This is a genomic window from Pseudoalteromonas sp. J010 (assembly GCF_003934235.1).
GTDB lineage: Bacteria > Pseudomonadota > Gammaproteobacteria > Enterobacterales > Alteromonadaceae > Pseudoalteromonas > Pseudoalteromonas peptidolytica.
Genome location: NZ_RDBW01000002.1, coordinates 92414 through 109127 on the forward strand (window position 1 = coordinate 92414; position 16714 = coordinate 109127).

The window sequence follows — 16714 nt, forward strand, 5'->3', positions numbered from 1 at the left end:
GTTGTCTATAATTCGATTATTGGCAACTGAGAGATGTAAAAACAATGAATTTTACTTTAACGACCTCAACCGCACTTATAAGCATTGCCTGTTTGTTGACTCCAACAACATTACAGGCTGCTGAGCAACCCGTCACCATGGCCGACATTCACAACCTCGAACGCCAGCTTGCTGATCTCAAAGCACGGTTTATGGCACAGGAAAAAGTAACTCAGCCCGAACCTGTCATAACACCACCTCCAGCACAGCAGTCCTCCCAAGCGACCACAGCCTTACCAAAAACTACACTCAGTACCTACGCCACAATCAGACCAACATTTGGATTGATCAATGAAGATGACGAGAGCAACTGGGATGTCCGCGACGCGCTGTCTCACGCTGGAATTAAGGTAACACATGAATTTATGCCTGGTTGGCAAGCTGAGCTTCATGGTGAATGGGGAATAGATCTGGCAAATGAAGGAAACTTCGGTAAATCTAGACGTGCCTATACCGCATTGGGTACGCCATTTGGACGCTTTGGAATTGGCAAACAACGACCTGCGCAGTATTTATTTATCGCTGAGTATGTTGATATTTTTAACCATGCTAGCAGCCCTTTCGCTTACGACCCTGAGAGTATTTTTTTCGTCGACAACCTCGTAACCTATCGCTATCACTTTGGCCCAGTGACGTTCATTGCGGCAGGGCAGTTTAACGGCGACAAGGGAGACAATCAAAGCGACTTATTTAATACCGGATTAAGTTACGACCAAGCAGGGCTACATGCTGCTATTACCTATCAGCATAATGATGTATATGACAACGAACTGCATATCGGTGAAAACCGCTTGTGGTCTGGTGCACTTGCTTATCAATTCACGCCTGATTTATACGCTGCTGTGGCTTATCAAGATAAAGAGTATGAGCGCAATAGCTCTCTTGCTTCAAGGCAAGGGCATACCTTTGATGTTTCCTTGGCGTATCAACTATCAAAGCATTACAAGCTAAAAACTGGTTACTTTAATTTTGATGATGGTTACTACCAATTCGATCCGCTCAATCAAAGTTTTGACGGTTACAACATCACATTGGAGTGGCTTCCCACAGCACCACTGAGAGTTCACCTTGAATATTTGAATAAGTCTTATGATAATCAAGAAGATATGGATTCAATCTCTATTGGCTTTCGGTATGATTACAAACAAGAGTGGCAATTTGAATAACCAAGTCATCAAGTATTCAAGTGAGAGTGATACACTTAAGCCAAACCTCGGGGTATTCACGTTTTCAGGAGCAACATGCGTCACTCTCCCATTCCTTTAGAAAACGTCGCAACACAACAAATACAATGTGTTGTTGTGTTGCACGGATTGTATATGTCAGGCTTTGTAATGAAGCCCCTTAGCGCACGCTTGGAAAGATCTGGCTATCGTATCTTAAACTTGAGTTACAACACCTTAACCCCCAATCTCGACAAGATCTGCAAGGCGATAGACGACTTTATTGGTAACCGCCCAGCGGCGTTAGTTTGTCACTCGATGGGAGGCTTGGTCGCCCGTGCTTATTTAGAGCGCAATTCAGTGGCAAGTACACAGGTAAAAAAAGTGGTGACGTTGGGGACACCACACAAGGGTAGTGCCATTGCCAAGCATATGCACGACAAAGGCCTAGAGTTACTGTTAAAAAACAGTGTGGAGTTTTTGTTGTCTCGTAACCAAGATTGGCCATTTAACGCCAAGCTTTACAGTATTGCCGGAGACTTGCCCATCGGGCTAATGCCATTGCTACAAAAAGGCAGTCAATCAGACGGCACTGTGCTGCTAGAAGAAACTAAACTCAATGGTATGGCTGAACATAAAGTATTTCACCTCAGCCACACCAGCCTAATTTATTCTCGCGCAGTCATGGATTATATATGCGATTTACTGAAAAACCCCTAGTGCTCTGCGCTTGCAGCCACTTTATATGCAATAAATGCAATCAACCCAACGACTAATGGAACCGGCGCAGCGATGTAACCAAAGGTATCAGAATTCGCAATACTTGCACCTGCCAAGTGACCAACCAGACCAACTACAAAAGCCACTAAAGCGATAACGACGACGACGATTTCCATTTTGTGTTCGGATGTTGTTTTGCCTTTCATACTCATTTCCTCAAGTAGTTAGACACGCTACTTTGTGTGCCTTGATGACCTGATTATGCGCTTCTACTTCGTTGATATTTTGACCTAAATCAATTTTAAAACCGCCAAAAGACCTAGCGGCTTTACGTTTTGTTTTGGATCAAATTTTATTCAACCTTGTCGATTTCAGGAAAAAGTTGGCAAACTTTATTCCCCAACGGTGGCGCCACTTTTTCGCTATTTTCTAACGATCTGATACAGGTCATCTTGTATTAATATTTGATGTGTTTTCATGATAACGATTGATTTTTTAGATTAAATGGTTTGATTTTAATCATTGGGCAATTCATCACGGTTGCGCCATACTGACTGTAAATCAACAAGGAGCATCGCATGACAAACATTAATTCTATCGGTTTAGACAAAGACAAAAGCCAAGCTCTAGTTACTGCTTTGAATACACTACTGAGTAGCTATCAAATTCAATACATGAATGCGCGAGGCTTTCATTGGAACATCAAAGGTCGTGAGTTCTTTGAACTACACCTAAAATTCGAAGAAATCTATACATTACTTCTGGAAAAAGTAGATGAAATTGCTGAACGTATTTTAACGATTGAAGGAAATCCACTACATGCGTTCTCAGATTACTTAGAAACCAGCAAAATTAGCGAAGCCAAAGGGATCAGCGACGGTACACAAGCGCTTGAGACTCTACTTAAAGGTTACACAACACTCATCGCCATGCAGCGTGAGATCTTAGCCCAAGCAGGTGATGCTGAAGACGAAGGAACCGCAGCGCTCATGAGCGACTATATCAAAGAGCAAGAAAAGTTGGTTTGGATGCTAAAAGCGTATTTAAACTAGCCCATTTGCTTGAAAGAGCATTCATTCTTTAAATACGCCATTACCTAGCGGTATAACTGACTGCGACCAAACTCGCTTAGCCTTTGGGTAAAAGCGAGTTTGGCCGTGATACTATATGAGCAATTAAGCTTGGCTATGTGTGTCCAGCAAACTTATAAAAAATGCCATTTCTAAAGCACGTTCATGCAAGCTTTTAAATCGCCCAGAAGCTCCGCCATGCCCTGCTTCCATATCCGTTTTAAACAATAGCAAGTTATCGTCCGTTTTATATTCCCTAAGCTTGGCTACCCACTTCATCGGCTCCCAATACTGTACTTGTGAATCATGAAGGCCTGTAGTAACCAGAATATGAGGATAAGCTTTTGCCTCGATGTTGTCATAGGGTGAGTAAGCCAATATCGTCTGATAATCCGCTTGGAAGTTCGGGTTACCCCATTCGTCATATTCATTCGTGGTCAGGGGAATAGATTCATCCAACATGGTAGTTAACACATCTAAAAACGGCACATGACAGCCTAAGCCGAGATAGAGTTCTGGCGCTTGATTTGCAATTGCCCCCATCAATAAACCACCAGCGCTACCACCAGATGCGAATACCTTGTCTTTATCACCATAACCTTGCTCAACCAATGCCTTAGTTACGTCAATAAAGTCGTTGAAGGTATTTTGTTTATGCGCTTTTTTGCCTTGCTCATACCACTGGCGACCTAGCATTTCAGAGCCACGTATATGTGCAATCGCATAAACAAAACCTCTGTCTAACAAACTTAAAATCTGACTTGAAAAGTTCGGGTCTATCGTGATCCCATAAGAACCGTAGCCATATTGCAGCAAAGGGTTACTGCCATCTTGTTGAAACTTATCTTTACGATAAACCAAGGATACCGGGACTTTTACACCGTCTCTAGCAGTAATATGTAAGCGCTCAGAGTGATAATACTCTGGTTTAAAATCACCTAGCACCTGTTGTTGTTTTTTTAATGTTTTTTTACCGCTTGTTAGGTTGCAATCATACACAGAGCTAGGCGTTGTCATGCTTGAGTAATGGATACGAACGCTGGTTGCACTGGGTTCAGGGTTACTTCCGATCGTTGCGTAATAACAAGCATCATCAAAGCTAAGATGATAACTCTGCCCCTGATAGTCATGTACAACAAAGCGAATTTGCCCTTGCTCGCGCTCGGTCAGAACAAAGTGGCTATTAAATAACTCTAGTCCCTCTAATAAGACATGCTCTCTATGTGCTACCACCTCTTCCCACTGCTCCATATCCGCGATAGTTTGCTCAGTGGCACGCATTAAGCGAAAGTTTTTAGCCGCTTTATTTGTCAGGATATAATAAAACTCTCCCATCTTTTCAAGGCCATACTCATGACCCTCCACTCTTGGGAGTAGCGTTTTAAACTCTCCCATTGGGTCATTCGCATCTAATATAAGCTGATCGCTGGTTTCTGTAGCAGCAAGATAAATGAAGATCGCACTGTCATCTCGGCTTTTACCTAGCCCCATATAAAATTGGCGGTCTTGCTCTTCAAATACTAAAATATCATCGCTTTGCGGTGTGCCCAGTACGTGACGATATACTTGGAATCCCAGTAATGTTTGCTCATCTTTTTTAACGTAAAACAGTGTCTTATTATCGTTAGCCCACACTACCTGACCTTCTGTGTTATGCAGTACATCAGGAAGTAGTGTATTGGTAGTAAGATCCAAAAACTTAATTGTATAGATGCGGCGGCCATCAGTGTCTTCACTATAGGCTAGCAGCTGTTCATGTGGGCTTACGGTAATATCTCCGACATCATAAAACTCGTTGCCTTGTGCTAGCTGATTGACATCAAGCAATAAGATTTTATCTGACAGATCTTCTTGCGACGCGCGATAGTGCTTGGCATATTCCTCATCACCATTCACTTCACTGACATACCAGTAACTGCCATCTTTTGAGGGCACTGAGCTATCATCTTTTACTATACGTCCTTTCATTTCTTCAAATAGCTGTGACTGTAATGTTTGGTGCGGTGCCATTAGTGCATCACAGTGGGCATTTTCCGCATTTAAATGCGCCAACACTTCGTCATTTTTACGCTCATCATCCCGCATCCAGTAGTAATTATCGATACGTTCATGATCATGATGTAGCAAAGATTTTGGTAACTTTTTGGCTAGAGGTTGTGTTTTATCCATCACCTAGTGTTCATCCTAAATTTCTATCATTTTTTGCCAGTGTAATATCAATCAGCTTAATTCTCCAAGCAATTCCAAGGCAGACATAAGGCGTAAACAAAAAGGCCGAGCTATATGGCTCGGCCTGTTGAATGACTAATAATAATACTGAATTACTGGATCTCAACTTCGTCTAGTGGTTCATCATCTGTCAGCGGCTTACGTCTGATTTTTCCTTTTAGACGAGCACCCGCAGCTTGTACATCGGCCAAGATAAGATACAAAGCAGGTACTAACACCAGTGTTATCAGCGTTGCAAATAACACCGCAAACCCTAGTGAAACAGCCATTGGGATCACAAAGCGCGCCTGCAAGCTTGTTTCAAAGATGATGGGCATCACACCAGCAAAGGTCGTGATGGATGTGAGGGTGATAGCCCTAAAGCGAGCACAGCCGGCCTCAACTACCGCCTCTTTGATCCGCACACCTTCTGCACGAGCTTGGTTAATATAATCTGTCATTACCAAGGAGTCGTTAATAACAACCCCTGCGGCTGCAACCAAGCCAAACATCGACATGGTACTCATATCTAAGCCAAAGATTAAATGCCCCCATAGCGCACCGACTAAACTAAATGGGATAACCGACATTACGATCAGTGGCTGTGCGTAACTTTTCAGCGGCACAGCTAAGAGGATATATACCATCAGCATACCCGCGGCGAAGAAGAGGATTTGCTCACTGGTCTGCGCTTGGCGCTCTTCAACAGAGCCACCCAATTTGGTTTTCACACCAGGGAACTGTTTGAGCAGATCAGGTAAAATGTTGTCTTCAATATTCTTCACCACAGCATCAGGCTCGATCAGCTCTTCATCAATACTGCCGTAAACATAAACGGTTCTAAACCCATCTTCACGACGAATATAGTTGATCCCTGGCTTTTCAATAAATTCGACTACGTCACCAAGCATGACTTCTTTACCTTGTGCGGTGGTAATGATAGTGCGCTTGAGTGAAGCAAGTGCCCTTCGGTCAAGCTCTGGGTAACGTACCATCACTTTAATTTCTTCACCGTCACGGATCACGCGCTGCGCCTCACCACCATAGAAGCTATTGCCTACTTGAATGGCAACATCTGAAAGTTGTAAGCCTAATTCATAGGCAACTGGCTTCAATGCTATTTGCACTTCCTTGCTTGCAGGGTCAATACTTGAGCTAATATCAAATAGCCCAGGTTGTTGTTGCAGCATGGCTATCAGCTGTCTGCCAGCCGCATTGAGCGTATCTATATCAGAGCCGAGTAGGCGATAACCAAATTCGCCTTCGCCACCGCTTTGCTCACCAACACTATCGTATACAATGATTGATTTTACTGCGGTAATTTCTGGCATCGCTTCACGCCAACGACGTGCTAACTCAAAGGCTGTAAATGGTCTAAGATCCTCTTCAACTAATGTCGCAAGTACCGAGCCCTTAGTTCGACTTTGGTTCCAAGCGTATACATCTTTGATAATGCCTTGGCCAAACTCTTGAACAATCTCTTTATCCACGTTACGTACCATCAACTCAATTGCCTGCATTGCTGCAATCGTTTGTTCATCCGACACATTATCGTTCATGGTGATTTCTATTTTCGGATAGTCTTCAGGCACTTTCGGGAAGGGAATAAAGCGCACAAGGTTTGAAGTCACCAAACTTAAGCTGAACACCAACATCGCAACAAAGCTCAGCAGTACAGTCCAGCGCCACTCAACACAACGCTCAATAAAACGTTTATAAGGCCCATTTACAAAGGCAAAAAACTTTTTGTTAAACGCAGCGCGGCGGCTGTTGGCACGCATTGGCTTAATCTTAGTGTGGGCGATATGCGCAGGTAAGATCCACTTAGATTCTATTAAACTGAATATCAAACATAATATAATCACGCCTGAAATTGATTTAAAAAATGCGCTTTCAGGGCCTGAAGAAAACAGCATAGGCGCAAACACCGCAATCGTCGTCAATACGCCGAACGTTGCTGGAGTCGCTACGCGCTTAGCACCAATCACCACATTCTTTACACTGTGACCTTTGCGCTCGATCTCTGAATAGGCGGATTCACCTATGACAATAGCATCGTCCACCACAATACCCAGTACCATAATAAAGGCAAACAAAGAGATAATATTGATACTGATCCCAAGGGCTGGCATAAACAAAAACGCCCCTAAGAAACACACAGGTAAACCAATCATCACCCAAAGGGCCAACTTGAAGCGCAAGAAAAGTGTCAACATAATGGCAACCAGCAGGGCACCTTGCAGCATATTGCTCTTCATCATTTCTAATCGTGCGTTAAGGTAGTACGTCATATCCACAATAGGTTCAAGACGTAGACCTGAAGGTAAGGTTTGGTTTTTTTCTTCTATGTATTTATGTACCGCTTGCGCGATTGGGATCATATTTTGGTCTTTAGTCGCTTTTACCGACAAGAACACGGCATTCTCACCATTTAATCGAAAGTAGTACTCGCCTTCGGTAAGACCATCTTTGATTTCTGCAATGTCTTGCAGGTAAATCTTCGCGCCATTATCGCCAACTTTAACGGGGATATTTCTAAATTCATTACCACGGTACATTTGGTTTTCCACACGCACCGCAATAATGCCGGAGTCTGTTCTAATTTGCCCAGCCGAAATGTTAGTTGAGTAACGACGTATAGCATTGCTCACATCACTGATAGTTAAGTTATAACGACGCAGCGCATCAGGGTCCACTTCAATGCCAATCTCGTAGTTAGGTGTTGAGCGGTCAACTAGGGAAATAGTTGGGATCTCTAATAGCTCGTCCTCAATCTCTTTCGCTATTGGCTTAAGCGCATTTAATGGCAAATTACCAGCAAGGGCAACATTCACAACATCTTGACGAAACTCCACCAACTGTACTTGAGCGGGCTCCATAGATGCAGGGAAAGTCGCAATACTGTTGACTCTAGAGCGAATTTTATCTTCAACCTCGGTGAGGTCTTCATCTTTGTAGATCTCTAGCTGCGCACTACCGCTACCACGAGCAGCACGGTACACCCCTTTTTTAATTTCGGTAACGTCTTTTAATGCTTCCTCAATCTTAACTAGGATACCTTCCTCAATTTCTTGAGGAGAAGCGCCTGGATAAACAGCTGACACCGTCACATAGTTAATTTCGAAGTTGGGAAACATTTGCCTTTGAATAGTCATGTAACTGATAAAGCCCATTATCAGTATAAAAACCATCAACAAATTCGCTGCTACTGGGTTATTCGCAAAGTAAGCAATAATCCCGCGCTGCGGTGCTTTTTCTATATCACTCATGGTCGCTCCTTGCTGTTACAGCTTTTCCGGCTGACTACTACTTGGCTTTGCTGACTGATCCGTGCCTGCTACTTTTACTTCCATGCCCTTTTGCGGGTACTCTGGTGGTGTCATAACTACTTTGTCGCGACTCGTAATGCCATCACCAATCAAGAAAAACTTACCCTCTTCGCGGATCACCTGCACCTTTCGAGGCTCAAGTTGGTTGTCTTGATTAAGCAACCAAACGGATTGATTATTCACGATTTCTTGAGGTAGACGGTAGATTTGCTTTAATGTTTTACCTGCAAAGCTAACCTGTACATAAGTGCCGTACTTCACTGCTGGCTGACCAGTTGTTAGCCCATAAGGGTCTTCAATACGCACCACTAAGTTATTCATCCGTGTCTGCTGATCAACCGTGCCCAAGTCTCTGTCTATAACAGCTTCACGGCTAAAAGCATTAGCACCTCGCTGATAAACTGTTGCTGCCAGTCCAGATACACGCTCAGGTAAAAATACGGAATCAAACCCCGCGATCGGAATAATAACTTCCGCTGTTTCAATATTATTTAAAATGCCAACCGAGCTGCCCATAGAAACAAACTGGCCAAGGCCCACCTGCTTATTCACCACCAACGCATTATAAGGGGCAATAACTTCGCAATTTTCAAGATCTCTTCTAGCGCGTTGTAGTGCTGCTTTGGCTGATTTAACTGACGCCTTTGCACTCATCACTTGGGGCTTGCGTAAAAATAGGTCGGTATGTTTTTTGGTTGGAAATCGTCTCGCTTCATCTGCGGCAACATCCGCTTGCGCTTGCTCTTCAATTAACTGCGCTTCTGCTCGTGCCAATTCAGCTTCCGCTTGGAGTACCGCAGCCTCATAATTATCTTGCTCAATTCGCAATAGCACTTCGCCCTTTTGCACTATACCACCCTCGACAAAGCTCGGATGCCAGTATTCTACTTCTCCCGATACCTGGATAGACAGTTGAGTGCTTTCAAGCGGTTTGACTTCCCCATAGCTCTGTATCACCACTTGATGATCTTGCGCGGCTAAGGTTTCCACTTCAACAACAGGACGAGAATCAACTTCTTGTTTCTCAGGCTCACTTTTAGCAACCGCATTGACGACATTAAAGCCGACAACACCGGCTATAAGCACGGTAAAGGGTAGAATCCATTTTAGAGTTTTAGCTTGCATGACAGTACCTATTGATAATTTCCTGACCGTATAGTAACAAGTTTAGCGCGTTCTCGGATGTGACATTTGTAAGAATCTGTTACACCTTCCCCACACCTCCTATCAATGCGCCTGAAACCTGGAGTATTGTTTATTTATTTCAAACAATTAGCATCAAGCTCCAAGTTACCTACAGCGCCAATATTTCGTATCACTATTGCAGATTTCATAACAAAAAGTTTCTGTTCTAGTTACAAACTACTGGGGTTCTTTGGGGTTTGCTTGTTGAGAAACATGATAAAGTTCAAGTATAAAAATAATACAACTGGTAAATACGCACGCAACTATCATGTAGATCCATAGCTGCGCAGTTAAAATACCAAACGCGCGACCTATAGCTAAAGACAGTATGTATGCGCAGATCATCACTGGTATTATCAAATATGCACGCACTTTACATTGCTCAACTAAAATATCCCTGACTTTGGCTCCGACTAAACATTTAATCGAAAAAACAGGCGCACTAAGAATAGCTAAATACCCAATTAAGCCATACATACCCGCAACGACTTGAAACAGCATTACCACGGCTATCGCTAACCCTGCCCAAAAACTCAACATAGCGGATTTGTTCAGTTGCTGCATGCGCGCCTTTATGTCTACGAGTCTCAAGATAGACTGGCTTGGGTTATGTGCCTTATAAAGCTCAGTTATCGTGTTTAATTCCAGCGAAGCATTCGCTTTTGCGCGCACGATAATATTGCCATTAATAAAGTTAAATGGCAGGTAGGCAACTGGTTGCACTTGTAAACTATGACTGAAGGTATTCTCAACGATACCGACTAGTTTTATCGGACGCTGATGCCTGTCGTATAGCGTCGTGCCAACATCATTGCTATTGAGCTCCAACACCTGTGCTAGCTTTTGGTTGATGATCACCTTTTGTCCAGTATCTGTTGTACTCAAGTCATCTTGATTAAACCCACCACCGGCAATAAAACGTTGACCCGTAGTGACAAAATAGTTTTCACCAATAAGCTGTAAATAAGCCGTTATCATATTAGTACCATCGTCACCGCGACTTAATGGCTCTAAAAATACAAATTCATGAGGAATGACAGCTGCTAGCGCTGCACTGTCTATATCTGGGTGATTATTTAACGCTGCTAAATTGATCTTTGCTTGGTTATATCTCGCTTGGATAGCGTCATCGTTCCGAGCATAGTCACTTTGCTGTAGCTCAACAAAATAAAGTGATTCAGCGTTAAAACCACTATGGGTAAGTAATTGGCCACCAAAATAACTCAGCAGCCAAAATGCTAGCCCCATCGTAATGGCGCCAATGCCCATTTGTGTACCAAGTAAAGTCTGGCCAACCCAGTTTGGTAATTGCTTGGTTTGTCCTTTGCCCGAGCCACTGAGTTGACTACGAATATCTCGAAATGAAACTTGCGATAATGCCAATGACACAAACACCCATGCACATAGCTGACTAAAAGCGATAACACTCAGAATGCTCCACCATGGTACAGATAACCATGTCACATGAGCCAAGCTCGCTTGTGTCCAAACGCGAAATAGTCCAAGTCCCCCTTGCGCTATCATCGCTGCAATCGCTGATGACAGTAAAAATATAAACGCGATATAACACCATTGTGCTCGCTTTAAGTCAGTGCGCTTGGCACCCATTGTGATCGCTAGCGCCAGTTGTGTTTGCTTTGATTTAAAATCTAAAAGGTATAGCGAAAAAGTATTCACTAAAGTAATCAACAATAACGCGACACTAGCAAACGTCAGCCAGTGCATTGTCTTTTTTAACTGGCCTTTGAGTTTATTCACCAATGGCTGTAAAGCAAATACAAGCTCAACCCGTCCTGGTAATCCTTGCTGAATTTGCGCCTGCTTAAATGCGCTTTGTAGGTTTGCCTGTTGCACAGCAAGGTGTAGCTCAACGTCCTTACTCTTTGGCACTCGACCAACAAGAAACACCTCACTTCTTACTGCTAAATGATCCAGATCAGAGATACCTTCCCCTATGGCCAAAGCAAAAGGCAGAAAAACATCACTACCTTGATTAGACTGAAATAACTGAGGCTCTTGGTCATCACACGCGGCAACGCCTACAATAGTGAAATATCGCTCATCTAGTTGTAGTGTTTGACCAATCAGCGCATCACCGGATAAATGCTGCTGGGCAAAGCATTCGCTAACCACAGCTTCATTCAACGTTTCGCCTAATGTATCTGATTGAGAAAACCACCGCCCTCGTTTAAGCGACATGTCAAATAAGGAGAAAAACTCTTGATGCACATAAGTGGTCGATACCTTGGGCTCAACGAGCGCTCCTCGAAGTAGCCCTTGGCTGTAAAATACCGCAGAGGCCTGTTCAAAAACCTGTTTATCCTGTGCCAATTGCCATGCGACGGGCGTAGACATCGCTTGCGCCATGACCACTTTTTGCTCGTCATCTACCATGTCTGAACGCAGCCACATCAGCTTGTCACTTTGCGGGTAGGGCAAAGGCTGATATGCGTGCCACGATAGCGCAACGCTCATCATTAACGCAGCAAAAGATAAGCTCAATAAGATGACCAAAACCACGTTAAGTTTGGCTCGACTGAGTTGTGCATGCCAATATTTCATTACACCTCCTTGATCGCGGTAGACTGATCTATGAGCACACTCAAAGGCATGCGCAGCAAACGTTGCAACGAGGTAAGTAAGCACACGCTAGATGTAATAACGATGCCAATCGAAGCGAGTATGAAGTCGACAACAGAAAAGGGCTGTTGAAAATACCAAGACAACAAAAAAACCCCAGCTAACGCGATACAAAGTGCAACACCGAGATGTTGTACATGGGTATACAGCACTTCTATTCGTAAGTCTTGAAATTTAGCCCCTACTACCATCTTTGTAGCGTAATAAGTAGACCTGAGCGACTGTCCATAGCGATAAACACCAGCTAAACCGACCACAACCAAAAGCAATACCAACGAAAATAGAAACAGTGCACCATAGGTTACTAATGTGTCAGTTAATAAATATTGCTCTCGCTGCTTAGCCAAAGACTTAAAGCTAAATATTTTTAAAGCTGGGTGTACTTGCGCTAGCAATGCTGAAAAGTGTGCTTTGTTCACCGGGATAGTAGTCTGTAATAGTATATTATTTTGGCCAAGTACCGCGTTGTAGACATGTGGTTGCAGTGGCTTTCCGGGTTCGACTAAATCAGCGACGATGCCAATTATTTCAAAAGCGGCGCTGTCATCTGTAATATTGAAACTGAGAAACTTTCCAAGTGCCTGCTCTTGTCCACCAAGTTGCTCTGCAAAGGTTTTATTAATGATGAGTTGTTGCTCACCGCTGCGCACCTCTTCACTATCAAAAAACCGCCCTTCTAATAATTCTAACGAGAAAAATTCGAAGTATTGACTATCAATAACCCGCCCAACAGGATGCACACGTTCAAGCGTAGTCACCTCTTGGAGTGACCAAGTTCCTGAACCTAACTCTATAGGTGAGCGACTACGACTAACAGCTGTAACTTCAGGTGAATTGGCTAATGCCTCACTGGCTTGGTGCATTACCTGTTGGTATTCAGATGCGGACATACTGTCTGGCGCATACAATACCATTTCATACTTATTTTCTAAGTCCACCGCGTAGGACTGCTGTAAGTGACTCAATGCGGACAGCCCCACTTGCAAACAAAAGAAAATCAACATGACAGAAAGGCTGAGCTGGCTGATGGCCATTAATGTTTGTACGCGCTTGCTGACTACCACAGCGCTTCCTTTACCACTTTGCTTTAGTACTTTCGCCAACCGCTGATAACGTATCGCAGACATACCACCACCTAGCAGCAAACCACTTGTTAGTAACGCCACCATGCACAGCGCCGCAACGCTTTGCCATGTTAGTGTTATCAGTTGTGCTTGTGGTAACAGACCAAGTAATTGTTGCTGTAGCAACTCACACAGAAAATAGCCCACAATTATGGCTATCACCACAGAGCCAAAACACAGCTTTAATAATGGCAGCCATTGTGACCATGCAATGTCTTTTACCTTGGCACCAACAACAGCTTGAATAGCTAATTTTCGCTGGATCTGGCTGAGTCTCGCCAAATACAAATTACAAATATTCAGCAGTGCAATGGCGAGTAGACCGAGCGATGCGGCAAATATACCAACCAACAAAATAGGAGATTTACCAAGCATTATGGTTTTCAATGGTACCGCCCTGACTCCGATACTCCACCCCGCAAAGTATTCACTTTCACTCACCTTGCTTTGCCATAACGTATTCATTTCATTTGAAAGAGAAAGTGAAACCTCTTGGTGTGTTGTCGTGGGTGCCAACTTTCCCACCATCAAATTTAATGGGTAACGATTCCACCAATAAGGCTTAGCCTCTTCTGAGGTTAAATTGTATTGCCAAGGTAACCATACTGCTGTTCGGTGGGACAACATTTTTAAGTTAGGTTCTGTAAAATCCTGTGCCACCACACCTACAATGGTAAATTGTTGCTCATCAAGCTTGACGGTTGTATTGAGAATATTAGGATCGCCGTTAAAGTGTGTCTGCCACGCTTCAAAACTCAACACCGCAACTGGATTGCTTTGGGTTGCAGGCTCCGTTATCGCGCGTCCTAATGCCAATGGCATATCAAAAATGTTAAACCACTCTGGTGATACATAAGCAGTTTCTACACGTGGCATGTGTGCATGCGAAGTTAATAACTGCTCGCCGTAGTGTACCAATGCAAGTTGCTCAATTGACTCTGGCTTATGCTCGTATAAGTGCATCAAAGAGGGATAATTAAAAGCTTCGCTGCTTTCATCACCTTTTTCATCAAACATCGGATATTCCAGCTTAACGATGCGTTCAGAGTCTGGGTATGGCAACGGAGACAAGTACAAACTATGTAACATCGCCATTGCCACTAACATAACCATAAACACACAGCTCAATGTGGTTATCACCCCAACATGATATACCCCTAACTGAGATAAATTTTTTAGTTTCATATCACCCTCGCTAGGCACTCTGATCTAGGGGCTGTGTTGATGCGACGGTACCTAACAGTTCACCGTCAAACAACTTCACCTGCTTAGGGGCCATATCGGCATAACGGGGATCGTGAGTCACCATACATATTGTGGTGCCCTGCTGGTGTAACTCAGCAATTAACTGCATCACTTGATCGCCGCTTTTTGAGTCCAAGTTACCTGTGGGTTCATCGACAAGTAAAATCGTTGGCTCAGTTACCAGCGCACGCGCTATCGCTACACGTTGTTGCTGGCCACCTGAAAGCTGATTTGGGGTATGCTGCGCTCGGTGTGACAAGCCAACTTTTTGCAAACAAGACTCAACGCTTTGTTTTATTTCTGACTTAGTGAGTTTCTTGCTCCGATACTTTAGCGGCAATGCCACATTGTCGAACACCGATATTTCATCAATGAGATTAAAAGACTGAAATACAAAGCCAATATGCTCATTACGTAGTTCAGCAGCCTGATCGAGTGTTAATGACGTCACATCGTGACCGCCGATGGAATATACTCCGCTGGTTGCGCGCTCAATTAAACCCATAATTGAAAGTAGCGTCGATTTACCACATCCAGAAGGGCCAGAAATCGAAATAAAATCACCTTGGTCAACGACCAGTGAGATGTTTCTCAGTGCATGTGTTTGAAGTTCTTCAGTTTCGAATACTTTATTTATATTTTTTAGCACTATCATCATGATATTCCTAATTTAATGAGATCGTTTCACCTAAGCTAGCAAGGTGTGCTAGATCAGAAATGATAAGTTCGCTTCCAGCTGAGACGCCAGAATCTATAACAATATATTTTCCTGTTGAAGTACCAAATTGGACTGGCACTGGGTGAGCGGTGTGTTTACCGGTTAGCTTGAACAACGTGTGAGTTTGATTGTCTTTGGCATTAGCTGGTCGCTGCACATAGATTGCGTCTTTGATGTGCTTAATGGCAATGCTCGCTGAAATACTCAGCTGCGCACGCGCTTGTTTTGGCAAATTATTGGGCAAACTTACTTCGACTTCCACTGTGTTATCTGTCACCACAGGGTCAATGCGAATAACATTGCCCTTTACCCTATCGTTTTGCATTTTTACCGTGACGACTTGGCCTGTTTCAATCCAGCGTACTTGCGATTGCGGGACAGATAATACAGCGACAAGCGATTGATTTGACCCGATAAGCGCCACCATATCACCAACATTGACTCGCTGTCCTAGCGCCAAAGGCATCCGCTCTATCATGCCAGAAGTACTTGCTCGAATAACAAGCTGCTTCTGTTTGTCCAATAGGTTTTGTAATTCCTGCTCACGAATGGCAATTTCTTCATTCGCTAACGCAAGCGCTGAAGTATGTAGCGCTTCCAGTTGCTGTGAACGCTTTTCTAGCATGGTGATCTCATGCTCTAAGGTGCTCAAGCTGGTTTGTGTTTGGGCAAACGTCAGTGCCGAAATAATCCCCTGCAGGGCCAAGTCTCGCTCCGCTCGGTGGCGCAGTATCAAGGTTTTTAACGCTCCTTGTTTTTGCATCAACAGAGTTTGTTCATTGAGCAATTCTCTTTGTTGTGAGAGCGCTAGCTGCTCATACCCTGTTTTAGATTGACGCAATGCTTGCATCGCTTGTTGTACTTGCAGATCAAGATCTGGACTAGTTAATTCAACAATGGCTTCGCCCGCCTCCACAACCGCACCAGCTTTATGGTAGAGCGCTTTTACAATGGCGGCAGTTTGTGCATTTAGTAAGTGCTGCTGCGCACTACGTAACTTCCCAAAGCTATCCACCGATAAATTCAGTGGCCCTTGTTGCACCTGTGCAATAAGCACCTCACTACGGGCTATATGATGCTTAGAGCCAAGCAACTGCCACACAACAAGACACATGATGATGCTCACCACAACACTCGCGATGACATAAAATTTGGTTTTCTTAGGCTTTGCTGGTTTAACTAAATCCATTTTCCCTCCTTACAGACCATCTGTTAGGAGCGAAAACTGTGCCAAAAAATAATACCCATATATATCAAAAACTTAAATTAAAAC

Annotated in this window: 11 protein-coding genes; 3 read left to right on the forward strand and 8 right to left on the reverse strand. The window is 43.7% G+C overall.

Features of this window, described 5'->3' with window-relative positions; all coding sequences use genetic code 11:
- Positions 1-44: 44 nt before the first annotated feature.
- Both EAG18_RS01905 and EAG18_RS01910 read left to right on the forward strand, forming a co-directional pair.
- Positions 45-1205, forward strand: a complete 1161-nt coding sequence (locus EAG18_RS01905) for a porin (protein WP_125250722.1) — start codon at positions 45-47, stop codon at positions 1203-1205.
- A gap of 75 nt (positions 1206-1280) precedes the next feature.
- Positions 1281-1922 (forward strand): alpha/beta fold hydrolase, encoded by a 642-nt coding sequence (locus EAG18_RS01910; protein ID WP_125250723.1) that lies wholly within the window; start codon positions 1281-1283, stop codon positions 1920-1922.
- Here EAG18_RS01910 and EAG18_RS01915 read toward each other — a convergent pair.
- Entirely contained in the window at positions 1919-2128 is a 210-nt protein-coding gene (locus tag EAG18_RS01915; RefSeq protein ID WP_125250724.1) for a hypothetical protein, read from the reverse strand. The genes EAG18_RS01910 and EAG18_RS01915 overlap by 4 nt on opposite strands.
- Before the next feature lie 372 nt (positions 2129-2500).
- Between EAG18_RS01915 and EAG18_RS01920 the strand changes: the two genes are divergently transcribed.
- Complete coding sequence (locus EAG18_RS01920; RefSeq protein WP_125250725.1) at positions 2501-2974, forward strand: Dps family protein; 474 nt, start codon at positions 2501-2503, stop codon at positions 2972-2974.
- A 123-nt stretch (positions 2975-3097) separates the two neighbouring features.
- On the opposite strand, the gene EAG18_RS01925 is transcribed toward EAG18_RS01920, so the two are convergent.
- The 7 genes from EAG18_RS01925 to EAG18_RS01955 all read right to left on the reverse strand — a co-directional run bounded on the left by EAG18_RS01925 (position 3098) and on the right by EAG18_RS01955 (position 16630).
- Positions 3098-5161 (reverse strand): S9 family peptidase, encoded by a 2064-nt coding sequence (locus EAG18_RS01925; RefSeq protein ID WP_125250726.1) that lies wholly within the window; start codon positions 5159-5161, stop codon positions 3098-3100.
- A 152-nt stretch (positions 5162-5313) separates the two neighbouring features.
- Entirely contained in the window at positions 5314-8469 is a 3156-nt protein-coding gene (locus tag EAG18_RS01930) for an efflux RND transporter permease subunit (RefSeq protein WP_125250727.1), read from the reverse strand.
- A 15-nt stretch (positions 8470-8484) separates the two neighbouring features.
- Positions 8485-9654 (reverse strand): efflux RND transporter periplasmic adaptor subunit, encoded by a 1170-nt coding sequence (locus EAG18_RS01935; protein ID WP_125250728.1) that lies wholly within the window; start codon positions 9652-9654, stop codon positions 8485-8487.
- Between the two features lie 237 nt (positions 9655-9891).
- Positions 9892-12276, reverse strand: a complete 2385-nt coding sequence (locus EAG18_RS01940) for an ABC transporter permease (RefSeq protein ID WP_125250729.1) — start codon at positions 12274-12276, stop codon at positions 9892-9894.
- A complete protein-coding gene (locus tag EAG18_RS01945) occupies positions 12276-14663 on the reverse strand; it encodes an ABC transporter permease (protein WP_125250730.1) in 2388 nt (795 codons plus the stop codon). The genes EAG18_RS01940 and EAG18_RS01945 overlap by 1 nt, the downstream gene beginning before the upstream one ends.
- 10 nt (positions 14664-14673) lie before the next feature.
- Entirely contained in the window at positions 14674-15378 is a 705-nt protein-coding gene (locus EAG18_RS01950) for an ABC transporter ATP-binding protein (RefSeq protein WP_125250832.1), read from the reverse strand.
- 10 nt (positions 15379-15388) lie between these two features.
- Positions 15389-16630, reverse strand: a complete 1242-nt coding sequence (locus EAG18_RS01955; RefSeq protein ID WP_125250731.1) for an HlyD family efflux transporter periplasmic adaptor subunit — start codon at positions 16628-16630, stop codon at positions 15389-15391.
- Positions 16631-16714: the final 84 nt, after the last annotated feature.

Bases quoted from the DNA above. Each gene is read 5' to 3' on its own strand.
- EAG18_RS01945 (WP_125250730.1), bottom strand. From the start codon at position 14,663: ATGAAACTAAAAAATTTATCTCAGTTAGGGGTATATCATGTTGGGGTG.
- EAG18_RS01955 (WP_125250731.1), bottom strand. From the start codon at position 16,630: ATGGATTTAGTTAAACCAGCAAAGCCTAAGAAAACCAAATTTTATGTC.
- EAG18_RS01935 (WP_125250728.1), bottom strand. From the start codon at position 9,654: ATGCAAGCTAAAACTCTAAAATGGATTCTACCCTTTACCGTGCTTATA.
- EAG18_RS01930 (WP_125250727.1), bottom strand. From the start codon at position 8,469: ATGAGTGATATAGAAAAAGCACCGCAGCGCGGGATTATTGCTTACTTT.
- EAG18_RS01940 (WP_125250729.1), bottom strand. From the start codon at position 12,276: ATGAAATATTGGCATGCACAACTCAGTCGAGCCAAACTTAACGTGGTT.
- EAG18_RS01925 (WP_125250726.1), bottom strand. From the start codon at position 5,161: ATGGATAAAACACAACCTCTAGCCAAAAAGTTACCAAAATCTTTGCTA.
- EAG18_RS01915 (WP_125250724.1), bottom strand. From the start codon at position 2,128: ATGAAAGGCAAAACAACATCCGAACACAAAATGGAAATCGTCGTCGTC.
- EAG18_RS01910 (WP_125250723.1), top strand. From the start codon at position 1,281: ATGCGTCACTCTCCCATTCCTTTAGAAAACGTCGCAACACAACAAATA.
- EAG18_RS01905 (WP_125250722.1), top strand. From the start codon at position 45: ATGAATTTTACTTTAACGACCTCAACCGCACTTATAAGCATTGCCTGT.
- EAG18_RS01920 (WP_125250725.1), top strand. From the start codon at position 2,501: ATGACAAACATTAATTCTATCGGTTTAGACAAAGACAAAAGCCAAGCT.
- EAG18_RS01950 (WP_125250832.1), bottom strand. From the start codon at position 15,378: ATGATAGTGCTAAAAAATATAAATAAAGTATTCGAAACTGAAGAACTT.